Source organism: Pseudomonas sp. NBRC 111127 (assembly GCF_001320345.1).
Taxonomy (GTDB): Bacteria; Pseudomonadota; Gammaproteobacteria; order Pseudomonadales; family Pseudomonadaceae; genus Aquipseudomonas; species Aquipseudomonas juntendi.
In genome coordinates this window covers 24,726-42,278 of sequence record NZ_BCBD01000032.1, presented here as the reverse complement: position 1 = coordinate 42,278, position 17,553 = coordinate 24,726, and the positions used below count along the sequence as shown (strand labels likewise).

At 64.9% G+C, this 17,553-nt stretch carries 18 protein-coding genes; 17 read left to right on the top strand and 1 reads right to left on the bottom strand.

The window, feature by feature from the left end:
- From APH30_RS08715 to APH30_RS08635, 17 genes are all read left to right on the top strand, one after another.
- A partial coding sequence (locus tag APH30_RS08715; protein WP_256221976.1) for a glutamate synthase-related protein occupies nucleotides 1–1,510 on the top strand: 1,510 nt, incomplete at its 5' end.
- 123 nt (nucleotides 1,511–1,633) lie between these two features.
- A complete protein-coding gene (locus tag APH30_RS08710; protein WP_009684959.1) occupies nucleotides 1,634–3,052 on the top strand; it encodes an FAD-dependent oxidoreductase in 1,419 nt (472 codons plus the stop codon).
- A 194-nt stretch (nucleotides 3,053–3,246) separates the two neighbouring features.
- Nucleotides 3,247–4,311 (top strand): uroporphyrinogen decarboxylase, encoded by a 1,065-nt coding sequence (hemE, locus tag APH30_RS08705; RefSeq protein ID WP_054904621.1) that lies wholly within the window; start codon nucleotides 3,247–3,249, stop codon nucleotides 4,309–4,311.
- Between the two features lie 197 nt (nucleotides 4,312–4,508).
- Nucleotides 4,509–5,972: an N-acetylglucosamine-binding protein GbpA gene (gene gbpA, locus APH30_RS08700; protein ID WP_029886143.1), complete on the top strand. Its 1,464-nt coding sequence runs from the start codon at nucleotides 4,509–4,511 to the stop codon at nucleotides 5,970–5,972.
- 51 nt (nucleotides 5,973–6,023) lie between these two features.
- Nucleotides 6,024–6,536, top strand: a complete 513-nt coding sequence (locus APH30_RS08695; protein ID WP_009684962.1) for a cytochrome b — start codon at nucleotides 6,024–6,026, stop codon at nucleotides 6,534–6,536.
- A 5-nt stretch (nucleotides 6,537–6,541) separates the two neighbouring features.
- On the top strand, nucleotides 6,542–7,036 hold the full coding sequence (locus APH30_RS08690; RefSeq protein ID WP_054912256.1) for a type II secretion system protein N: 495 nt from the start codon (nucleotides 6,542–6,544) through the stop codon (nucleotides 7,034–7,036).
- The gene (gene gspD / locus APH30_RS08685; RefSeq protein WP_054912255.1) at nucleotides 7,033–8,874 is read left to right on the top strand and encodes a type II secretion system secretin GspD; all 1,842 of its coding nucleotides are present in this window, start codon (nucleotides 7,033–7,035) and stop codon (nucleotides 8,872–8,874) included. Before APH30_RS08690 ends, gspD begins: the two co-directional genes overlap by 4 nt.
- Nucleotides 8,871–10,334 (top strand): type II secretion system ATPase GspE, encoded by a 1,464-nt coding sequence (gene gspE, locus APH30_RS08680; RefSeq protein WP_054912254.1) that lies wholly within the window; start codon nucleotides 8,871–8,873, stop codon nucleotides 10,332–10,334. The genes gspD and gspE overlap by 4 nt, the downstream gene beginning before the upstream one ends.
- A gap of 1 nt (nucleotide 10,335) precedes the next feature.
- The gene (gene gspF / locus APH30_RS08675) at nucleotides 10,336–11,541 is read left to right on the top strand and encodes a type II secretion system inner membrane protein GspF (protein ID WP_054912253.1); all 1,206 of its coding nucleotides are present in this window, start codon (nucleotides 10,336–10,338) and stop codon (nucleotides 11,539–11,541) included.
- Between the two features lies 1 nt (nucleotide 11,542).
- Complete coding sequence (gene gspG / locus APH30_RS08670; protein ID WP_054912252.1) at nucleotides 11,543–11,989, top strand: type II secretion system major pseudopilin GspG; 447 nt, start codon at nucleotides 11,543–11,545, stop codon at nucleotides 11,987–11,989.
- Nucleotides 11,986–12,450, top strand: coding sequence for a type II secretion system minor pseudopilin GspH (gspH, locus tag APH30_RS08665; protein ID WP_054904614.1), 465 nt, complete (start codon nucleotides 11,986–11,988; stop codon nucleotides 12,448–12,450). Before gspG ends, gspH begins: the two co-directional genes overlap by 4 nt.
- Nucleotides 12,428–12,811: a type II secretion system minor pseudopilin GspI gene (gene gspI / locus APH30_RS08660; RefSeq protein WP_054912251.1), complete on the top strand. Its 384-nt coding sequence runs from the start codon at nucleotides 12,428–12,430 to the stop codon at nucleotides 12,809–12,811. The genes gspH and gspI overlap by 23 nt, the downstream gene beginning before the upstream one ends.
- Nucleotides 12,798–13,376 (top strand): type II secretion system minor pseudopilin GspJ, encoded by a 579-nt coding sequence (gene gspJ, locus APH30_RS08655; protein ID WP_054912250.1) that lies wholly within the window; start codon nucleotides 12,798–12,800, stop codon nucleotides 13,374–13,376. Before gspI ends, gspJ begins: the two co-directional genes overlap by 14 nt.
- The gene (locus APH30_RS08650; protein WP_054912249.1) at nucleotides 13,373–14,230 is read left to right on the top strand and encodes a general secretion pathway protein GspK; all 858 of its coding nucleotides are present in this window, start codon (nucleotides 13,373–13,375) and stop codon (nucleotides 14,228–14,230) included. The genes gspJ and APH30_RS08650 overlap by 4 nt, the downstream gene beginning before the upstream one ends.
- Entirely contained in the window at nucleotides 14,223–15,332 is a 1,110-nt protein-coding gene (gene gspL, locus APH30_RS08645; RefSeq protein ID WP_054912248.1) for a type II secretion system protein GspL, read from the top strand. Before APH30_RS08650 ends, gspL begins: the two co-directional genes overlap by 8 nt.
- Complete coding sequence (locus APH30_RS08640; protein WP_054912247.1) at nucleotides 15,329–15,808, top strand: hypothetical protein; 480 nt, start codon at nucleotides 15,329–15,331, stop codon at nucleotides 15,806–15,808. The genes gspL and APH30_RS08640 overlap by 4 nt, the downstream gene beginning before the upstream one ends.
- A gap of 61 nt (nucleotides 15,809–15,869) precedes the next feature.
- Entirely contained in the window at nucleotides 15,870–16,217 is a 348-nt protein-coding gene (locus APH30_RS08635; protein WP_047149598.1) for a YgiW/YdeI family stress tolerance OB fold protein, read from the top strand.
- Nucleotides 16,218–16,253: 36 nt separating this feature from the next.
- Here APH30_RS08635 and APH30_RS08630 read toward each other — a convergent pair whose 3' ends face one another.
- Nucleotides 16,254–17,498, bottom strand: coding sequence for an MFS transporter (locus APH30_RS08630; RefSeq protein WP_029885849.1), 1,245 nt, complete (start codon nucleotides 17,496–17,498; stop codon nucleotides 16,254–16,256).
- Between the last annotated feature and the right edge of the window lie 55 nt (nucleotides 17,499–17,553).

Here is a 17,553-nt window from a genome sequence, read left to right as displayed (position 1 = left end):
GGCCCAGCTGATCTACGACCTCAAGCAGGTCAACCCGCAGGCCCTGGTGTCGGTCAAGCTGGTGGCAGAGGCCGGCGTGGGCACCATTGCCGCCGGTGTGGCCAAGGCTTATGCCGACCTGATCACCATTTCCGGCTATGACGGTGGTACCGGTGCGTCGCCGCTGACCTCGATCAAGTACGCCGGCGCCCCGTGGGAACTGGGCCTGGCCGAAACCCACCAGACCCTGCGCGGCAACGACCTGCGCGGCAAGGTGCGGGTACAGACCGACGGTGGCCTGAAAACCGGCCTGGACGTGATCAAGGCTGCCATCCTCGGCGCCGAAAGCTTCGGCTTTGGCACCGCGCCCATGATCGCCTTGGGCTGCAAGTACCTGCGCATCTGCCACCTGAACAACTGCGCGACCGGCGTAGCCACGCAGAATGACAAGCTGCGCAAGGACCACTACATCGGCACCGTCGACATGGTGATCAATTTCTTCACCTTCGTCGCCGAAGAAACCCGTGAGTGGCTGGCCAAGCTGGGCGTGCGCAGCCTCGGCGAACTGATCGGCCGTACCGACCTGCTCGACGTGCTGCCAGGCGACACCGAGCGTCAGCGGTACCTGGACCTGTCGCCGCTGCTGGGCAGCTCGCACATTCCGGCAGACAAGCCACAGTTCTGCGAAGTCGACAGGAACCCGCCGTTCGACGAAGGCCACCTGGCCGAGAAGATGGTGGAAATGGCCATGCCGGCCATTCGTGACCAGGCCGGTGGCGAGTTCAGCCTCGACATCTGCAACTGCGACCGTTCCATCGGTGCGCGTGTATCGGGCGAGATCGCCCGCCTGCACGGCAACCAGGGCATGGCCGCGGCGCCGATCACGTTCCGCTTCAAAGGGACCGCGGGCCAGAGCTTCGGTGTGTGGAACGCCGGTGGCCTGAACCTGCACCTGGAAGGCGACGCCAACGACTACGTCGGCAAGGGCATGACCGGTGGCAAACTCACCATCGTGCCGCCTGCTGGCAGCCCGTTCGCCACCCAGGACAGCGCCATCCTCGGCAACACCTGCCTGTACGGTGCCACTGGCGGCAAACTGTTTGCCGCCGGTACTGCCGGCGAGCGCTTCGCTGTCCGTAACTCCGGCGCCCACGCTGTTGTCGAGGGTACCGGCGATCACTGCTGTGAATACATGACCGGCGGCTTTGTCTGCGTGCTGGGCAACACCGGTTACAACTTCGGTTCTGGCATGACTGGCGGCTTCGCCTACGTGCTCGACATGGACAACAGCTTCGTCGACAAGCTCAACCACGAGCTGGTGGAAATCCAGCGTATCAGTGGGGAAGCCATGGAAGCTTACCGCAGCCATCTGGCGCGGGTCCTTGCCGAGTATGTGGAGGAGACCGGCAGCGAGTGGGGGCGTGAGCTCTCGGAGAACCTGGACGACTACGTGCGGCGCTTCTGGCTGGTCAAGCCCAAGGCAGCCAACCTGAAGCAACTGCTGTCCAGCACTCGCGCCAACCCGCAGTAACAACAGCTGCAAGTGGCAAGCCTCAAGCTGCACGCAGAAGCAGCACGAGGTTTGCCCGGCTTAAGTGATCGTCTTGCAGTTTGCAGCGTGTAGCTTGCAGCTGCTGTAAAGAGGTTTTGAAAAATGGCTGAACGTCTGAACAACGACTTCCAGTTCATCGAAGTGGGCCGCAAGGACCCGAAGAAAAAGCTGCTGCGCCAGCGCAAGAAAGAGTTCGTGGAAATCTACGAGCCGTTCAAGCCGCAGCAGTCCGTGGAGCAGGCGCACCGTTGCCTGGGCTGCGGTAACCCGTACTGCGAGTGGAAGTGCCCGGTGCACAACTTCATCCCCAACTGGTTGAAGCTGGTTTCCGAAGGCAACATCCTGGCGGCGGCGGAGCTGTCGCACCAGACCAACACCCTGCCCGAAGTGTGCGGCCGGGTGTGCCCGCAAGACCGCCTGTGCGAGGGTGCCTGCACCCTGAACGACGGCTTTGGCGCGGTGACCATCGGCTCGGTGGAGAAGTACATCACCGATACCGCCTTTGCCATGGGCTGGCGCCCGGACATGTCCAAGGTCAAGCCCACCGGCAAGCGCGTCGCCATCATTGGCGCCGGCCCAGCGGGCCTGGGCTGCGCCGACGTGCTGGTGCGCGCCGGGGTTACCCCGGTGGTATTCGACAAGAACCCGGAAATCGGTGGCCTGCTGACCTTCGGTATTCCCGAGTTCAAGCTGGAAAAGAGCGTGCTCAGCAACCGCCGCGAAGTGTTCACCGGCATGGGTATCGAGTTCCGCCTCAATACCGAGGTGGGCAAGGACGTGACCATGGAACAACTGCTCGCCGAGTACGACGCAGTGTTCATGGGCATGGGTACCTACACCTACATGAAGGGTGGCTTCCCGGGTGAGGACCTGCCTGGCGTGCATGACGCGCTGGACTTCCTGATTGCCAACGTCAACCGCAACCTGGGCTTCGAGAAGTCGCCTGAAGACTTCATCGACATGCAGGGCAAGAAGGTTGTGGTGCTGGGCGGTGGCGACACTGCCATGGACTGCAACCGTACCTCGATCCGCCAGGGTGCCAAGGCAGTGACCTGCGCCTATCGCCGTGACGAAGCCAACATGCCGGGTTCGCGCAAAGAGGTGAAGAACGCCAAGGAAGAAGGCGTGAAGTTCCTCTACAACCGCCAACCCATCGCCATTGTCGGCGAGGACAAGGTCGAGGGTGTGAAGGTGGTCGAAACCCGCCTGGGCGAGCCGGATGCCCGTGGCCGTCGCAGCCCCGAGCCGATTCCGGGTTCCGAGGAAATCCTGCCGGCCGATGCCGTGGTGATCGCCTTTGGCTTCCGCCCAAGCCCGGCGCCGTGGTTCGAGCAGCATGACATCCAGCTGGACAGCCAGGGCCGTGTGGTGGCGCCGGAGAAGGGCAAGTTCAAGCACCAGACCAGCAACCCGAAAGTGTTTGCCGGTGGCGACATGGTGCGCGGTTCGGACCTGGTGGTGACGGCGATCTTCGAAGGGCGCACTGCTGCTGAGGGTATCCTGGACTACCTGGAAGTCTGATTCTCGACCTGTTCGCGGGCACGCCCGCTGCCACAGGGTTCGGCGCAGAACCTGTGGGAGCGGGCGTGCCCGCGAAGCTTTTGTATACAAAAACGCTTGATCTGTGGCATCCAATAGACAAAACGCATGGCCATGGCCGTGCCTTTTGCGCTGGCGTCTGAGAAAATGCCCGCACTATTTTTCCGGATGCCGACATGACTGCCCTGAAGAACGATCGTTTCCTGCGTGCACTGCTCAAGCAACCCGTAGACGTCACCCCGGTGTGGATGATGCGCCAGGCCGGGCGCTACCTGCCGGAGTACCGCGCCAGCCGTGCCAAGGCAGGCGATTTCATGAGCCTGTGCATGAACCCGCAGTTCGCCTGCGAGGTTACCTTGCAGCCGCTGGACCGCTACCCGCTGGACGCGGCGATCCTGTTCTCCGACATCCTCACCATCCCCGATGCCATGGGCCTGGGCCTGTACTTCGAAACCGGCGAAGGCCCGCGTTTCAGGAAGGTCGTCAGTACCCCGGCCGATATCGAAGCCCTGCCGGTTCCCGACCCGCAAAAAGACCTGGGCTACGTGATGGATGCGGTCAGCACCATCCGCCGCGAACTCAACGGCCGCGTTCCGCTCATCGGTTTTTCCGGTAGCCCCTGGACCCTGGCCACCTACATGGTCGAAGGCGGGTCGTCGAAGGACTTCCGCAAGACCAAGGCCATGGCCTATGACAACCCGCAAGCGCTGCACCTGCTGCTGGACAAGTTGGCCCAGTCGGTGACCAGCTACCTCAACGGGCAGATCCTTGCCGGTGCCCAGGCCGTGCAGATCTTCGACACCTGGGGCGGCAACCTGTCAGCGGCGGCCTACCAGGAGTTCTCCCTCGCCTACATGCGCAAGATCGTCAGCGGCCTGATCCGCGAGCATGAAGGGCGCAAGGTGCCGGTCATCCTGTTCACCAAGAACGGTGGCCTGTGGCTTGAAAGCATCGCCGAGGCCGGTGCCGATGCCCTGGGCCTGGACTGGACCTGTGACATTGGCGACGCCCGTCGCCGTGTGGGCGACAAGGTGGCCTTGCAGGGCAACATGGACCCGACCGTGCTGTACGCCAAGCCAGAGGCCATCCGCCAGGAAGTGGCGCGCATCCTGGCCAGCTACGGCCACGGCAACGGCCACGTGTTCAACCTGGGCCACGGCATCACCCCGGAAGTCGACCCGGAGCACGCAGGCGTGTTCATCAACGCGGTGCACGAGCTGTCGGCGCAATACCACGTTTGAGTTTCCAGGCTCCCCGAACCAGGGTTTGGGGAGCCTGTGGCTGCCGCTGCCGTGCATTTCAGAAAATGTGTCGAACGTTCAGCCGTATTCCTACATATAGGCACAGATGTTTCTTCTAATGTCCGACCTCCCTTGAGCAGAGGGCACATTCGCCGCAAGTGAATGTGCCCTTTTGCATTCAACCTTCGGAGTTCGTGATGAATACAAGAAAAACCCTGCGCAGAAGCGTTGTTGCCACCGGTGTGTGGATGGCTATCGCAGGTGCAGGTTTGCAGGTTCAGGTTGCTCAGGCACACGGCCATCTGGCTGACCCGCCTTCACGTGCAGCGCTGTGCCATGCCAACCACAAGAACCTGAACAGCAACTGTGGCGGCGCTCAGTACGAACCGTGGTCGGTCGGTGAGGCCATTGGGCGTTTCCCGGCGGCCGGCCCTGTTGATGGGAAAATTGCCAGCGGTGGTGTCCGTGGCGATTTCGGTGCCCTCGACGAGCAGTCGGCCAACCGCTGGCATCTGACCCCCATCGTTGACCGGAACATTCAGTTCGACTGGCATTACCAGGCGCCGCACCCGGTAACCACGTGGGAATACTTCATAACCAAAGCCGACTGGAACCCCAATACCGCACTGAGCCGCGCCTCGTTCGACGACGCGCCGTTCTGTGTAGTCGATGGCAACAACCAGGTGCCTGCCAGCGGCACTGGCACCAACCCCAAGCATAGCTGCACCTTGCCAGCCGACCGTGCAGGCCAGCACGTGATCCTGGGTGTCTGGAAAGTGGGGGATACCGACAAGGCCTTCCATAGCGTGGCTGACGTCGATATTCAACTCGACGGCGGGCCTGCGCCCGAATGGCCGCGCCTGGCCGAGATCAGCGCCAGCCGAGACCTTGAAGTGGGCGACCAGGTGACGGCCCGCGCATTCGATGCCAATGGCGAGCGTCCGTCGCACCATGTGAGCGTCACCATCGACAACGCCGAAGAAGGTATCGCTGCCAACTGGGCTTACAAGCTCGCCAGGCAGATCAACGAAACCCAGACGCTGGTCCGTGCCGGGCAAATGGATGCCGACGGCAACATCGAGCCTGTCCAGGGCTCCAACAGCATCTTCGCCAAAGCCGAAAGTGGCCTGACCAACTACATCCTCGACTTCAAGGCCGCTGCCGGTGAGCCCGCCACCCTGCACCTGCATGATGTCAAACCTGAGTACACCATCGCTGATGGCCAGGGTAGCGTGGACTTTACCGTCATGACCAACAAGGCCTTGACCGTATCGGCGCGGCTGTTCGACGCCAGCAACAAGCAGGTCGCCTACGCACGGCAACTGGTCAACGGCAGCGCGCCGTTCGCCTTGAACGTCGCCAGCGTGCCGGGTGAGCACACCCTCAAGGTCGTCGGCGTGGACAAGCGCGAGCGCGAGCTGCTGCAGGATGAGCGCACGGTCCAGCTCAAGGCGTCGGGTGACGGGTCGTACGACTTTGTCTTCCCGGAGTCGCTGTCGAGCTACCAGGCCGGCACCAAGGTACTGCAGCCCAAGAATGGCAAGGTCTACGAGTGCCAGCCCTTCCCGAACTCGGGTTACTGCGTGCAGTACTCCGCCAATGCCGCCCAGTTCGAGCCAGGTACCGGCTCTCACTGGAACATGGCCTGGACCGAGAAGTAATGCAGCACACCTGGCCCCTCGACGGGGGGCCAGGCCCTTCGAGTACTGTTTATGCAAGCACGAAAATATGCCTGGCAGCAGATCCTCCTGCACTGGGTCTCTGCCTTGGTCATCATTTGGGTACTGCTCAGCGGCTTCTACGTGGCGCACCTGAGTGTCACCCCGACCACGTTTCACTTGGTTGCGTTCGTCAACGTGGCCATGACCACCCTGTTCATCCCGATATTCCTGCTGCGCTGGCTGCTGCGGCGGACCCTGTTCAAACCCGGCAGCCTGGAGGGTGCAGCCAGGGGCGAGCGGATCGCCCATCTTGTCCATGAAGGTTTGTACTGGACCACCGCGATCGTGCTGCTGTCCGGCGTATTGATGATGGACCGGCCCATCGACGTGTTCGGCTGGTTCACCCTCGCGCCGCTGTTGAGCGAACCGTTCTGGCACGGCCTGTGGTTCAAGGTCCACATCTGCGCGTGCCTGCTGCTGGCCCTGGGCGTGTCGGTGCACATTGGCGCCGTGGTGCTGCATGAGCTGGCCGGGCGCCGTGTACTGCGGCGCATGCTGCCCTGATTCGGATGAGGCGCTCATCGCATGTGATCTGGCTGGCGCTGGTGCTGGTAACGCTTGCCGGGCTGATAGCGCGGGAACGGCTGTATCCGTTAACTGCGCCCCCGCTGTTGCCGGCTCCGGCGCTGGTCATGGCAGCCGCCCCGGAGCAACCGTTCTCGACGACCGCCCTGGCCTTGGCATTCGGCTTTCAGCCTGAGCGCCAGCGGTCTAGCCGGGCGGACATCACGCTCAAGGCCTGCTTCGTATCCAGCCAGGGCGGGGCGCGGGCGTTGGTGAAAAGCGCTGGGGGCGAGGCTGTCTACCGGGTGGGTGAGCGGATTGCGGGCCACGGTGTGCTGCGCCGTATCGATGTGCGCTCCATCATGCTGTGGGTCGACGGCCGCGAGGAAGTCGTGGCGTTGGCTACCCCTGGCCCCAGCGTTTTTCTGCCCATGGGGGCGGCCCCTCGCCCGCGCCCGGTTTCTGATCCTTCATCCCGCCTGTTGCGGGAGGTGCAATGACTTTCAAGCGATATTTGCAAGGCGCCTCGTTCGGCGCCTGTTTGACCCTGTGCTGTTCCCTGGCGCTGGCTGAAATGCCCACCTGGCAACTGGCGATGAGCGATGCCGACGTACGCGAGGTGGTGCGTGAGGTGGGGGAAATCCTCGACCAGACCATCATCCTCGACCCCCGCGTGCAGGGGCGCATCACGGTGCTTTCCAACGAAGCCCTGGATCGTGAAGGCATACGCCGGCTGTTCTACTCGGTGCTCAATGCCCAGGGCTTTGCCGCCGTGAACGACGGCGACCGTTTGCTGGTGCTGCCGGCCAGCGAAGCCAAGGCCTGGGCCAACCAACAGGTGGAGGCCATACCGGCCGCGTTCACCACCCGCGTCTTTACCTTGTCGGGCAGCGTCGCTGCCGACCTGGCCGGCCTGTTGCGGCCGTTGGTGTCCAGCAGCGGCTACATTGGCCCCTCCAGCTCGGCCAACGCCTTGGTGGTGACCGACTCTGCAGCCAACCTTGAACGCTTGGAGAGCCTGGTCTTGCAGCTGGACAGCGGCCAGCGGCACGACTATGAGCTGGTGACCCTGCATAACGCCCAGACCGAGGCCGTGTTCGCCGTGGTCGAAGCGGCCGCCGGGGGGCCGGACAGCGGTGTGCAGGTGGTGGCCGACGCCAACGGTAGCCGCCTGCTGATCCTCGGCCCGGCCAAGTCCAGGCAGCGCCTGGCACAACTGACCCGTTCGCTGGATGTGGCGGCACCCGCCACCGCGCAGAACTGGCGTGTGGTGCGCTTGCAGCACAGTAACGCCGAGCAGCTTGCCGACGTGCTGGGTGAGGTGGGCAAGCGCCTGGATGGCGCGCCGGGCACCCGTGACTTGGGCGCCAACCTCACTGGCGACGCCGTGGTCAAGGCCGATGCCGACCAGAATGCGCTGGTGCTGCTGGGCGAGCCGCAGACACTGGGCAGCGTCGAGCAGATCATCCAGCAATTGGACCAGCCACGGGCGCAGGTCCTCATCCATGCGGCAATCGTCGAAGTCAGCGGCAGCATCGATGAAGCGTTGGGTGTGCAGTGGGGCGTGGGCACCGGCGGGCTCAACGGCGGGGTCACGTTCAGCGAAAGTGGCACCGTGCTGGCCGACCTGCTGGGCAAGGAGGCCAAGCTGCCGGGTGGTGCTGCCCTGGCCATTGGCACGGACCGTTTTGCCGCGCTGATATCGGCCTTGGCCAGCAGCCGCCGCAGCAACCTGTTGTCCACGCCAAGCCTGTTGACCCTGGACAACCAGGAGGCGCATATCCTGGTGGGGCAGAACGTCGCCTTCAAGACCGGCTCCTACGTTACCCCCGGCAGTGGTTCGGAGAACCCGTTCACCACGGTCGAACGCAAGGATATCGGTATCAGCCTGAAGGTGCGCCCGCACATCAATGAGGGGCAAAGCCTGCGCCTGGAGGTCGAGCAGGAAAGCTCCGAAATCGCGCCGAGCACGGCCGAGAACGACCTGGTCACCAACAAGCGTACGCTCAAGAGCACCATCCTGGCCTCCGACGGCGAGATCATCGTGATTGGCGGCCTGATCAAGGACAGCATGCGCCAGGTCGAGCGTGGGGTACCGTTGCTCAGCCGCATTCCGTGGCTTGGCGGTCTGTTCCGCTGGCGCAGCGACATTCAGGAGAAAACCAACCTGATGGTCTTCCTGCGCCCGACCATCCTGCGTAGCCAGGCGGAGCGGGTCGAGGTTGGGCGCAGGGCCTACGACGGGGTGCGCGCAGCCGATGATTCGCCTTTGCCGGCTGATGCCCAGCGCCTGTTCGAGCCGCGTCGCTTGCCAAGCGCGCAAGTGCCACAGCCATGAGCCCTGAGCTGCCATTCGGCTTCGCCCGGCGTCACGGGATCCTGCTCGACCGCCAGGCGCCCGAGCCGGTGCTGCTGATGCGAGAAGGCGCCTCCCTGGCCGCCCTGGCCGAAGCCTGCCGCTTGCTGGGCAATACCTGGCCGCTGCGCCAGGTGAGCGAAGCCGACTTCGCCGAGCGCCTGGCCAGTTGCTACGGCCTGGGTGAGGATGCCGCGCAATCGATCGTTCAGAGCCTGGACCAGGAAATCGACCTGCCACGGCTGGCCGAGGCCTTGCCGCAAACCAGCGACCTGCTCGAGCAGCAAGACGATGCGCCGATCATCCGCCTGCTCAATGCCCTGTTCAGCGAAGCGGTGCGCTCGCGGGCCTCGGATATCCACCTGGAAACCTTCGAGCATCAGCTGCGCGTGCGCATGCGCATCGACGGCGTCATGCGCGAAGTGCTGTCACCCCCGCGGGAACTGTCTGCCCTGCTGGTTTCGCGCATCAAGGTCATGGCGCGCCTGGACATCGCCGAGAAGCGCGTGCCCCAGGACGGTCGCATCAGCCTGCGCCTGGCTGGCCATGAAGTCGACGTGCGCGTATCGACTTTGCCTGCCACCCATGGCGAGCGGGTGGTGCTGCGGTTGCTGGACAAGCAGGCCGTGCGCCTGGACATCGACCACATGCAGATGCCGGCGGCTGTGCGTGCTGGCTTCATGAGCATGCTGGAAAAGCCACACGGCATTTTCCTGGTCACCGGCCCAACCGGCTCGGGCAAGACCACCACCTTGTACACCGCGCTTGCGTACCTGAACCAGGAGTCGCGGAATATCCTCACCGTGGAGGACCCGATCGAGTACCACCTGGCGGGCATCGGGCAAACCCAGGTCAACCCCAAGGTCGACATGACCTTCGCCCGTGGCCTGCGCGCCATTCTGCGTCAGGACCCGGACGTGGTCATGGTGGGCGAAATCCGCGACAAGGAAACCGCCAACATCGCGGTGCAGGCGTCGCTGACGGGCCACCTGGTGCTTTCCACCCTGCACACCAACAGCGCGCTGGGGGCAATCACGCGGCTTGCCGACATGGGCATCGATACCTGCCTGCTGGCTTCGTCGCTGGCCGGGGTGATGGCCCAGCGCCTGGTACGCCGGCTCTGCCCGCATTGCAAGGTGGCCTGCGAGGTGGACCAGGCCATGGCCAGCGCCTTGGGCAACCCTGCCGGGCTGCCCGCGCAGCTTTACCAGGCGCAGGGCTGCAGTGAATGCCAGGCGGGCTACAGTGGGCGCCTGGCCTTGCACGAGATGGTGGTGGTCAAGCCTGCACTGGCTCAGGCGATCCACACCCAGGCATCCCAGGCCGCCATGCATGAACTGATTCGCCAGGACACGCCGAGCCTGTTCCAGCACGGTGTTCAGCGTGTCTGCCAAGGGCAGACCAGCGTGGCAGAACTGCTGCGCGTGACCGGGCAGGACTGACATGCCGCTGTTTCGCTATCAGGCCCAGGATGCCAAGGGCGCCCGCCAGCGCGGTACGCTGGAAGCGCCGGGGGCGCGTCAGGCTCGGCAAACCTTGCGCGAGCAAGGCTGGCAGGTGCTGAAACTGCGCCCCGTACCGCGGTCACTGCTGGCGGGCGTGCTGAACCGCAGCGGTTTGAGCCTGGCCCGGCGCTCGCTGCTGACCCGCCAGCTGGCGACTCTGCTGCAGGCCGGGCTGCCGTTGACCGAAGCCTTGCAGGCGGTTGCCGAGCAAGGCACCCGGCGCCAGGAGCGGCAGGTGTTGCGCGGCGTGGCAGAGCGGGTTGCCGAAGGCCATGCCCTGGCCCAGGCGCTGGCCCAGTACCCGCGGGCGTTCCCGGTCATCTACCGGGCCACCGTGGCCGCAGCGGAGCGCTCCGGGCGCTTGGCGGACGTGCTCGAACGTTTGGCCGCGCATGGCGAGGACGAGCAAGCCTTGCGGCAGAAAGTGCAGCTGGCCATGGTCTACCCGGTGATTCTGCTGGCCGTCTCGTTGCTGGTGGTGGGGTTTCTGCTGGGCTATGTCGTGCCTGATGTGGTGCAGGCATTCTCCCGCGACCAGGCGCGCCTGCCGTTGGCCACGCAAGTGCTGATTGCCCTGAGCGATGCCGCCAACCAGTACGGCCTGGCAGCGCTCACGCTGCTGCTGGCCGGCATTGCTCTGGGCGCGTGGGCCCTGCAACAACCGCCATGGCGTAGCCGATGGCATGCCTTGGCACTGCGCCTGCCAGGTTATGGCGAATTCGCGCGGGCCAGCGAGGCGGCGCGGTTCATCAGCACCCTGGCGATCCTGGGGCGCAGCGGCGTGGCCTTGGTAGAAGCGATGAACATCGCTGCGGCGGTGATCGGCAACCTCACCCTGCGCGAGCGTCTGCTGCGGGCCGCCCGCGAGCTGGCCGAGGGCAGCGCCTTGGCCAGTTGCCTGACACGCAGCGACACCCTGCCACCGCTGATGCTGCACATGATCGCCAGCGGCGAACGCGCCGGTGAACTGGACACCATGCTTGAACGTGCCGCAGACCTCCAGGCCAGGCAACTGGCAGGGCGTATCGCGCTGCTGGTGAGCCTCTGCGAACCCCTGATGCTGCTGGTGATGGGGGGCATCGTGCTGTTCATCGTGCTGGCCATCCTGCTGCCGATCCTCAACCTCAACCAACTGGTCAACTGACATGTCCCTTCGTTCTACACGCCACGCGCAACGTGGCTTCACACTCATCGAAATCATGGTGGTGGTCATCATCTTGGGCGTGCTTGGCGCACTGGTGCTGCCCAACGTGATGAGCCGTCCCGACCATGCCAAGCTGACCGCGGCCCGCACCGACCTGCAGTCGATCGCCACCGCGCTGGAAATCTATCGGTTGGACAACGGCCGTTATCCAACGTCCGCGCAAGGCCTGGACGCCTTGGTAACACGCCCCAGCGTGGCGCCATTGCCGCGCAACTGGAGTGCCCAGGGCTATCTGAAGCGTACGCCTACCGACCCTTGGGGCTCGCCTTACCAGTACGTGAACCCGGGCAGCCGATCGAACCAGGGGTATGACCTTTACTCGCTGGGTGCCGACGGGCAGCCGGGCGGCGAACAGATGGATGCCGATATCGGTAACTGGTCTGAATGAAACGGCCACGCGCGCAAGGCTTCACACTGCTGGAACTGCTGCTGGTCCTGCTGCTGCTGAGCATCGTCATGGGCATGGCGGGGCTCGGTATCGGGCGCGACCCGCAGCGCCTGGCCAGCCAGGAGGCCAACCTGTTCCTGCAACTGGTGCAACACGCACGGCAACAGGCTGTGCTGGAGGGCGTGGCGCTGGGTATTCGAATCGACCCGCAAGGCTATCAACTGCTGAAGGCCCGCGGTGACAGCTGGGAGCCCGCGGGCCAGCAGCGCGATATTGGCCTGGACCTGCGCCTGCAGATCGATGGGCTGCCAGTGCCACCCGCCGTGCCTGGCAAGGCGCCGCAACTGGTGATGTACGGTAATGACGAGCACACGCCGTTTTCCCTGTATTTCGAGGCCGACACTGTGCGCCTGGTCTCCCTGTCGAGCGATGGCCTCAATGCCCCGCAGTTCCAGCCCTGAACGCGGCTTCACCCTGCTGGAGGTGTTGGTCGCGCTGGCGATCTTCGCGGTGCTGGCCGTGGCGGTGAGCACGGCCAGCCAGCGCATACTGGTGCAGTCGCAGGGGTTGCAGGACCGCCTTTTTGCCAGCTGGGTCGCCGACAACCACCTGCTGGAAATGCGCCTGCAACCGGCCCTGGCGCCAGGCCAGCGCAGTGTGGAGGTGATGTTCGGCCAGCGTCGCTGGACGCTGCAGGAAAGCCGGCAACGGCTGGGCGCGACTGGCCTGCTGGAGGTTCAGGTGCGCGTGGGCCTTGCGGCCGATCGCCAGGTGTTGCACCAGGCCACCGGGTGGCAGGGGGGCAGCGATGCGTCACGCTAGGCCCCGCCAGCGCGGTTTCACCTTGATCGAACTGCTGCTGGCCATGGCCCTCTTCGCCTTGTTGGCGGTGGGCAGTGCGCGTGTGCTGGATGTGGTCATGCGGGCCGAGCGTGCGCGCCAGGCCCAGGCCGAGCAGTTGCATGCGCTGGGCAGGGCCATGAGCCTGATCCAGCGCGATGCCTTGCAAGGGTATCTGCCGGCGAGCCTGGGCAAGGGCGGTTACGGCATCCTGCTGAACGGCGACCGGGCCCATTGGCTGACCCGCGAACCCGACCACCAGGCGCTCAAGCGCAGCGAACTGAGGGTGGTCGAATACTGGCTCGCCGACGGCGTGCTGTGGCGCCAGCGGCGCACCCAGGGGCAGGGCCAGCCGCGCCCGCAGCGTTTGCTCGAAGGTGTGGGCGAACTGCAGTGGCGCCTGCATGTACCCGGTAGCGGCTGGCAGGCGCATTGGCCAATGGCCCAGCGCCGGGCCCTGCCACCGCAGGCGCTGGAGGTGACCCTGTCCACCCGGCGCTTGGCGCAGATTCGGCGGGTACTGCCGCTTGGCGGGGCCAGCCAGTGAAGCGTCAACGGCAGAAGGGGCTGGCGCTGATTACCGTGCTGCTGGTGATGGCGCTGCTGACGTTATTGGTAGCCGGCATGTTGCACAGCCATCGCCTGCTGCTTGGCGGTGTTGCCCAGCAGCTCGATGCCACGCGCCTGTTGCGCCTGGCGCAAGCCGGCGAACAACAGGCGCTTGCGAGCCTGCGGGGTGAGGTAGGGGAGATCCTGCAGGTGACCCACGGGCGGCAGGGCTGGGGCCAACCCCGTGTGTTGACCCTGGGTGAAGGCCGGGTGCAGCTACAACTGGAGGACCTCGCGGGGCGCTTCAACCTCGGCGCCCTGACCGCAGGTAAAACGCCCGACCCTTTGCTGATCGAGCGCTGGCAGCGCCTGTGCCATGCATTGCAGGTGGCGCCGCCGGCCTTGGAGGCGCTGGCGGGCCAGCCGCTGCTGGACCCTACCCAGTTGCGGGCCCTGCCGGGCGTCACTGCCGAGGTGATGGCGCGTTTGCAGCCTTGGGTAGTGGTGTTGCCCAAGGAGGCGCGGCTCAACATCAACACGGCCCCGGCACGCCTGTTGGCAGCACTGGCGGAGTTGTCGCCAGCGGTGGCCGCCGACCTCATACGGCAACGCCCCGAGGCGGGCTACCCGACCGTGGAGCGTTTTCTGGCCTCTGCGCAATTGGAAGGCGTGGGCGTGAACCGGCGCGGGCTTGCCGTGACCAGCCGCTGGTTTCGCCTTGAGGTGCAGGCTCAGCAGGCGGGGAGGCGCATGTACCTGTACAGCGACCTGGAGATCGACTTGAACACGCACCAGGTTCGTGTGGTGCGGCGTGTGTTTACTGCAATGCGGGAGCGAAGAGCAGATGAGTGAAACCTGGCTGTACCTATTGCCCGCGGGCGTTGCGGCGGGCGATGCGCAATGGCCGGTGTGGCTGCGAGCAGCCGATGGCAGCGTGCGCAAGACGCGTCTGGACGCGCTCGGGGCGACCCTGGCCGGCCCTGTGATCCTTGTCTTGCCGATGGAAATGCTCGGCAGTTGCGAAATCGGCCCCGTGCCAGGCAAGCGGCCGAAGCCTGAAGCATTGGCCTACGCCGCCGAAGAGCAGTTGGCAGCGGCGCTGGAATCGGTGCACCTGGTTTTTGCCGCAGCTGATATGCAAGGGCACCGCCGTGCGCTGGTGATAGAGCGTCAGGTGCTGCGCAATGTCTTGGCCTTGTTGCAAACCCTGGGTATCGACCCGGCCGCGGTCCATGTCGACGCCGACCTGCTGGGTGGCGAGCAGCCCAGTGCACTGTGGCTTGATGGGCGCTGGCTGGTGGGCGGCGGTGGTGGGCCGTGGCTGGTCGCCACGCCCCAGGCAGCCGAAATCGTGGCGCGGCAATTGCCGCCGATGGCCTGGCAGGCCGCCGCTGCCGATGGCGGGCAACCGCTGGTCAACCACAGGGTCGACAATGCCTTCCAGACCTTGCTGCAAGGGCGAGCCAAGGCGCTGGACCTGCGCCAGGGGCCATTCCGCCGTCAGCGCCTGGCGTTACCCTGGTCGGCGTTGGCGGGCGCAGTGCTGCTAGGCTTCGCCATGCTGTGCGTGGCCGATCATTGGCGTGTCGAGGGGCTGTTGCAGCGCGTGGCTCAACAGCATGCCGAAAACGTTCAGGCATTCCAGCGGTGGGCGCCCGGGCAGCCCGTCACCGGTGACCTGGCGGTGCGCGTCAGGGCGTTGCAGGCCGGCCCTCGTGCGACCACCCGCATGGAAGGCCTGGCGGCCGTCGCGCAGCCGCTGGTGGAAACCGGGAACATCACCCTCGAGCGGGCTGCGTTCAGCCCGGCGCAAGGGTGGCGTATGGATGTGCTGGCCCTAGGGTTCGATGACCTTGAGCGCTTGCGCCTGCTGGCCCCTGCCGTGCTGGTGGACCAGGCCCGGCAGACCGCCCAAGGGGTGCAGGCAACCCTGACCTGGAGCGGGACTCGATGAAGCGCAGGTTTGAGCAGGCCCTTGTGCGCCAATGGCAAACGCTACCTGCCACTCGCCGGGCACTGATCAGGGTCACGCTATGGGGTGTGGCCATGCTGGCGCTCTGGCAACTGGCCTGGGTGCCTGGCAAGCAGCGCTCGCTGCAGGCCGAGCTTGCCCATGGGCAGGCGCTGGAGCTGGCCGGGCAGTTGCAGCAGGTGGCGTCAGCGCCGGTCGGGGGGCGCGAAGCGGTGCGGGCACTGACGCCCGCCGCGCTCAATGAGCGTGCCTTGGCCGCCGGGTTGCGCATTATCGCGCTGCAGGCTCGGGCCACGCAGCTCGACGTCAGCCTCGAAGGCCAGCCCGCGGCAGTGCTGAGCTGGCTGCACACGCTGGAACGTGACGGCGCACAGCTGCGCAGTGTGCAGCTACAGGTGACTGGCGAGCAGTTGCAGGTGCAGCTGGCGCTGGAACTGGACGAAGCCTGGGGCGATTAAGATTGGATTCAGCCAGCTTCGGTAGGCTGTTCCCATCCAAACCGAAACAGGACCTGCCTCCATGAAAACCCGTTACCTTGCCCTGATCCTCGCCCCGCTGTTCAGCACTGCTGCCCTGGCTGCCGGCTATACCGGCCCGGGTGCGCAAGCAGTAACCACCGTGGCCGCTGCGAACGATGCCGCCGATGACACGCCGGTGGTGCTGCAGGGCTTCGTCACCAAGAAGATCAACAACGACGACAAATACGAATTCAAGGACAACACCGGCACCATCACCGTGGAAATCGATGATGAAGACCTGCCACCGACGCCGTTCAACGACAAGACCAAGGTCAAGCTGACCGGTGAGGTGGAGAAACACCTGATGAGCCGTGAAGTGGATGTGGATATCGTCGAAATCATCAACTGATCCCCGGGCCAGTTCGCGGGCGTGCCCGCGAATGCCTCACCCCGACTTCGGTGGCAACTTGCTCAGGTGTAGCGCCACCAGCAACGCCACTGCCAGCAAGCTGCCTATGAACAGGCCGATGCCATTCCAGCCCCATTGGTGCCAGAAGACCCCGCCCGCCGTACCGGCCACGCTCGAGCCGGCGTAATAGCTGAACAGGTACAGCGACGACGCCTGCCCTTTGGCCTTCAGCGCCCGCCGGCCGATCCAGCTGCTGGCCACCGAGTGCGCGCCAAAGAAGCCGAAGGTGAACACCAGCATGCCCACGATCACCATGGCCAGTGGGCTGGCCAGGGTCATCAGCAAACCACACGCCATGACCACGATGCTGGCCCAGAACACCTTGCGTCGGCCCAGCTTGTCCGCCAAGGCGCCGACCTGCGCCGAGCTGTAGATGCCGGACAGGTACACCACCGACAGCAAGCCGACCAGCGCCTGGTTCATGTGGTAGGGCTCGGCCAGCAGGCGGTAGCCGATGTAGTTGAACAGGGTGACGAAGGCACCCATCAGCAGGAAGGCCTCCAGGAACAGCCAGGGCAGGCCGGCATCCTTGAAATGCATGACGAACCCGTCCAGCAGGCTGCGCGGGCTCATCGTCTGCGGGCGGAAATTGCGTGACTCCGGCAGCACCTTCCAGAACACCAAGGCGGCGCCCAGGGCCAGGCCACCGATGGTCAGCATGGCTGTGTGCCAGCTAACGAAGTCGATCAACACGCCAGTGATCAGCCGCCCGCTCATGCCGCCAATGGCGTTGCCGCCGATGTACAAACCCATGGCCAGGCCAATGTGCTGGGGGTGGATCTCTTCGCTCAGGTAGGTCATGGCCACTGCTGCCAGGCCGCTCAGCGACAGGCCGACCAGTGCGCGGGTGGCCAGCACCAGTTCCCAGCTCGGCATCACCGCGCTGGCCAGGGTGGAGAGCGCGGCGCACACCAGGGCGAACACCATCACCGGCTTACGGCCGATGCGGTCCGAGATCGGGCCGGTGACAAGCAGGCCGAACGCCAGCATCGCGGTCGACACCGACAGCACCAAGCTGCTCTGTGCGGCGTTGATGGCGAATTCTTTAGACAGCAACGGCATCATCGGCTGTACGCAATACAGCAGGGCGAAGGTGGCGAAGCCGCCGCTGAACAGGGCCAGCACGGTCTTCATGAAGGCGGGGGTGCCTTTTTCGATCCACATGTCGGTCAAGGTGGCAGGTTCGAGTTCGATGGGCTGCGCGGCTACAGCAGTTTTCACGGCGGGTACCTCTGGTGCAATGAAAAAAGCATATAGCTGGCTAATGATTAGATCC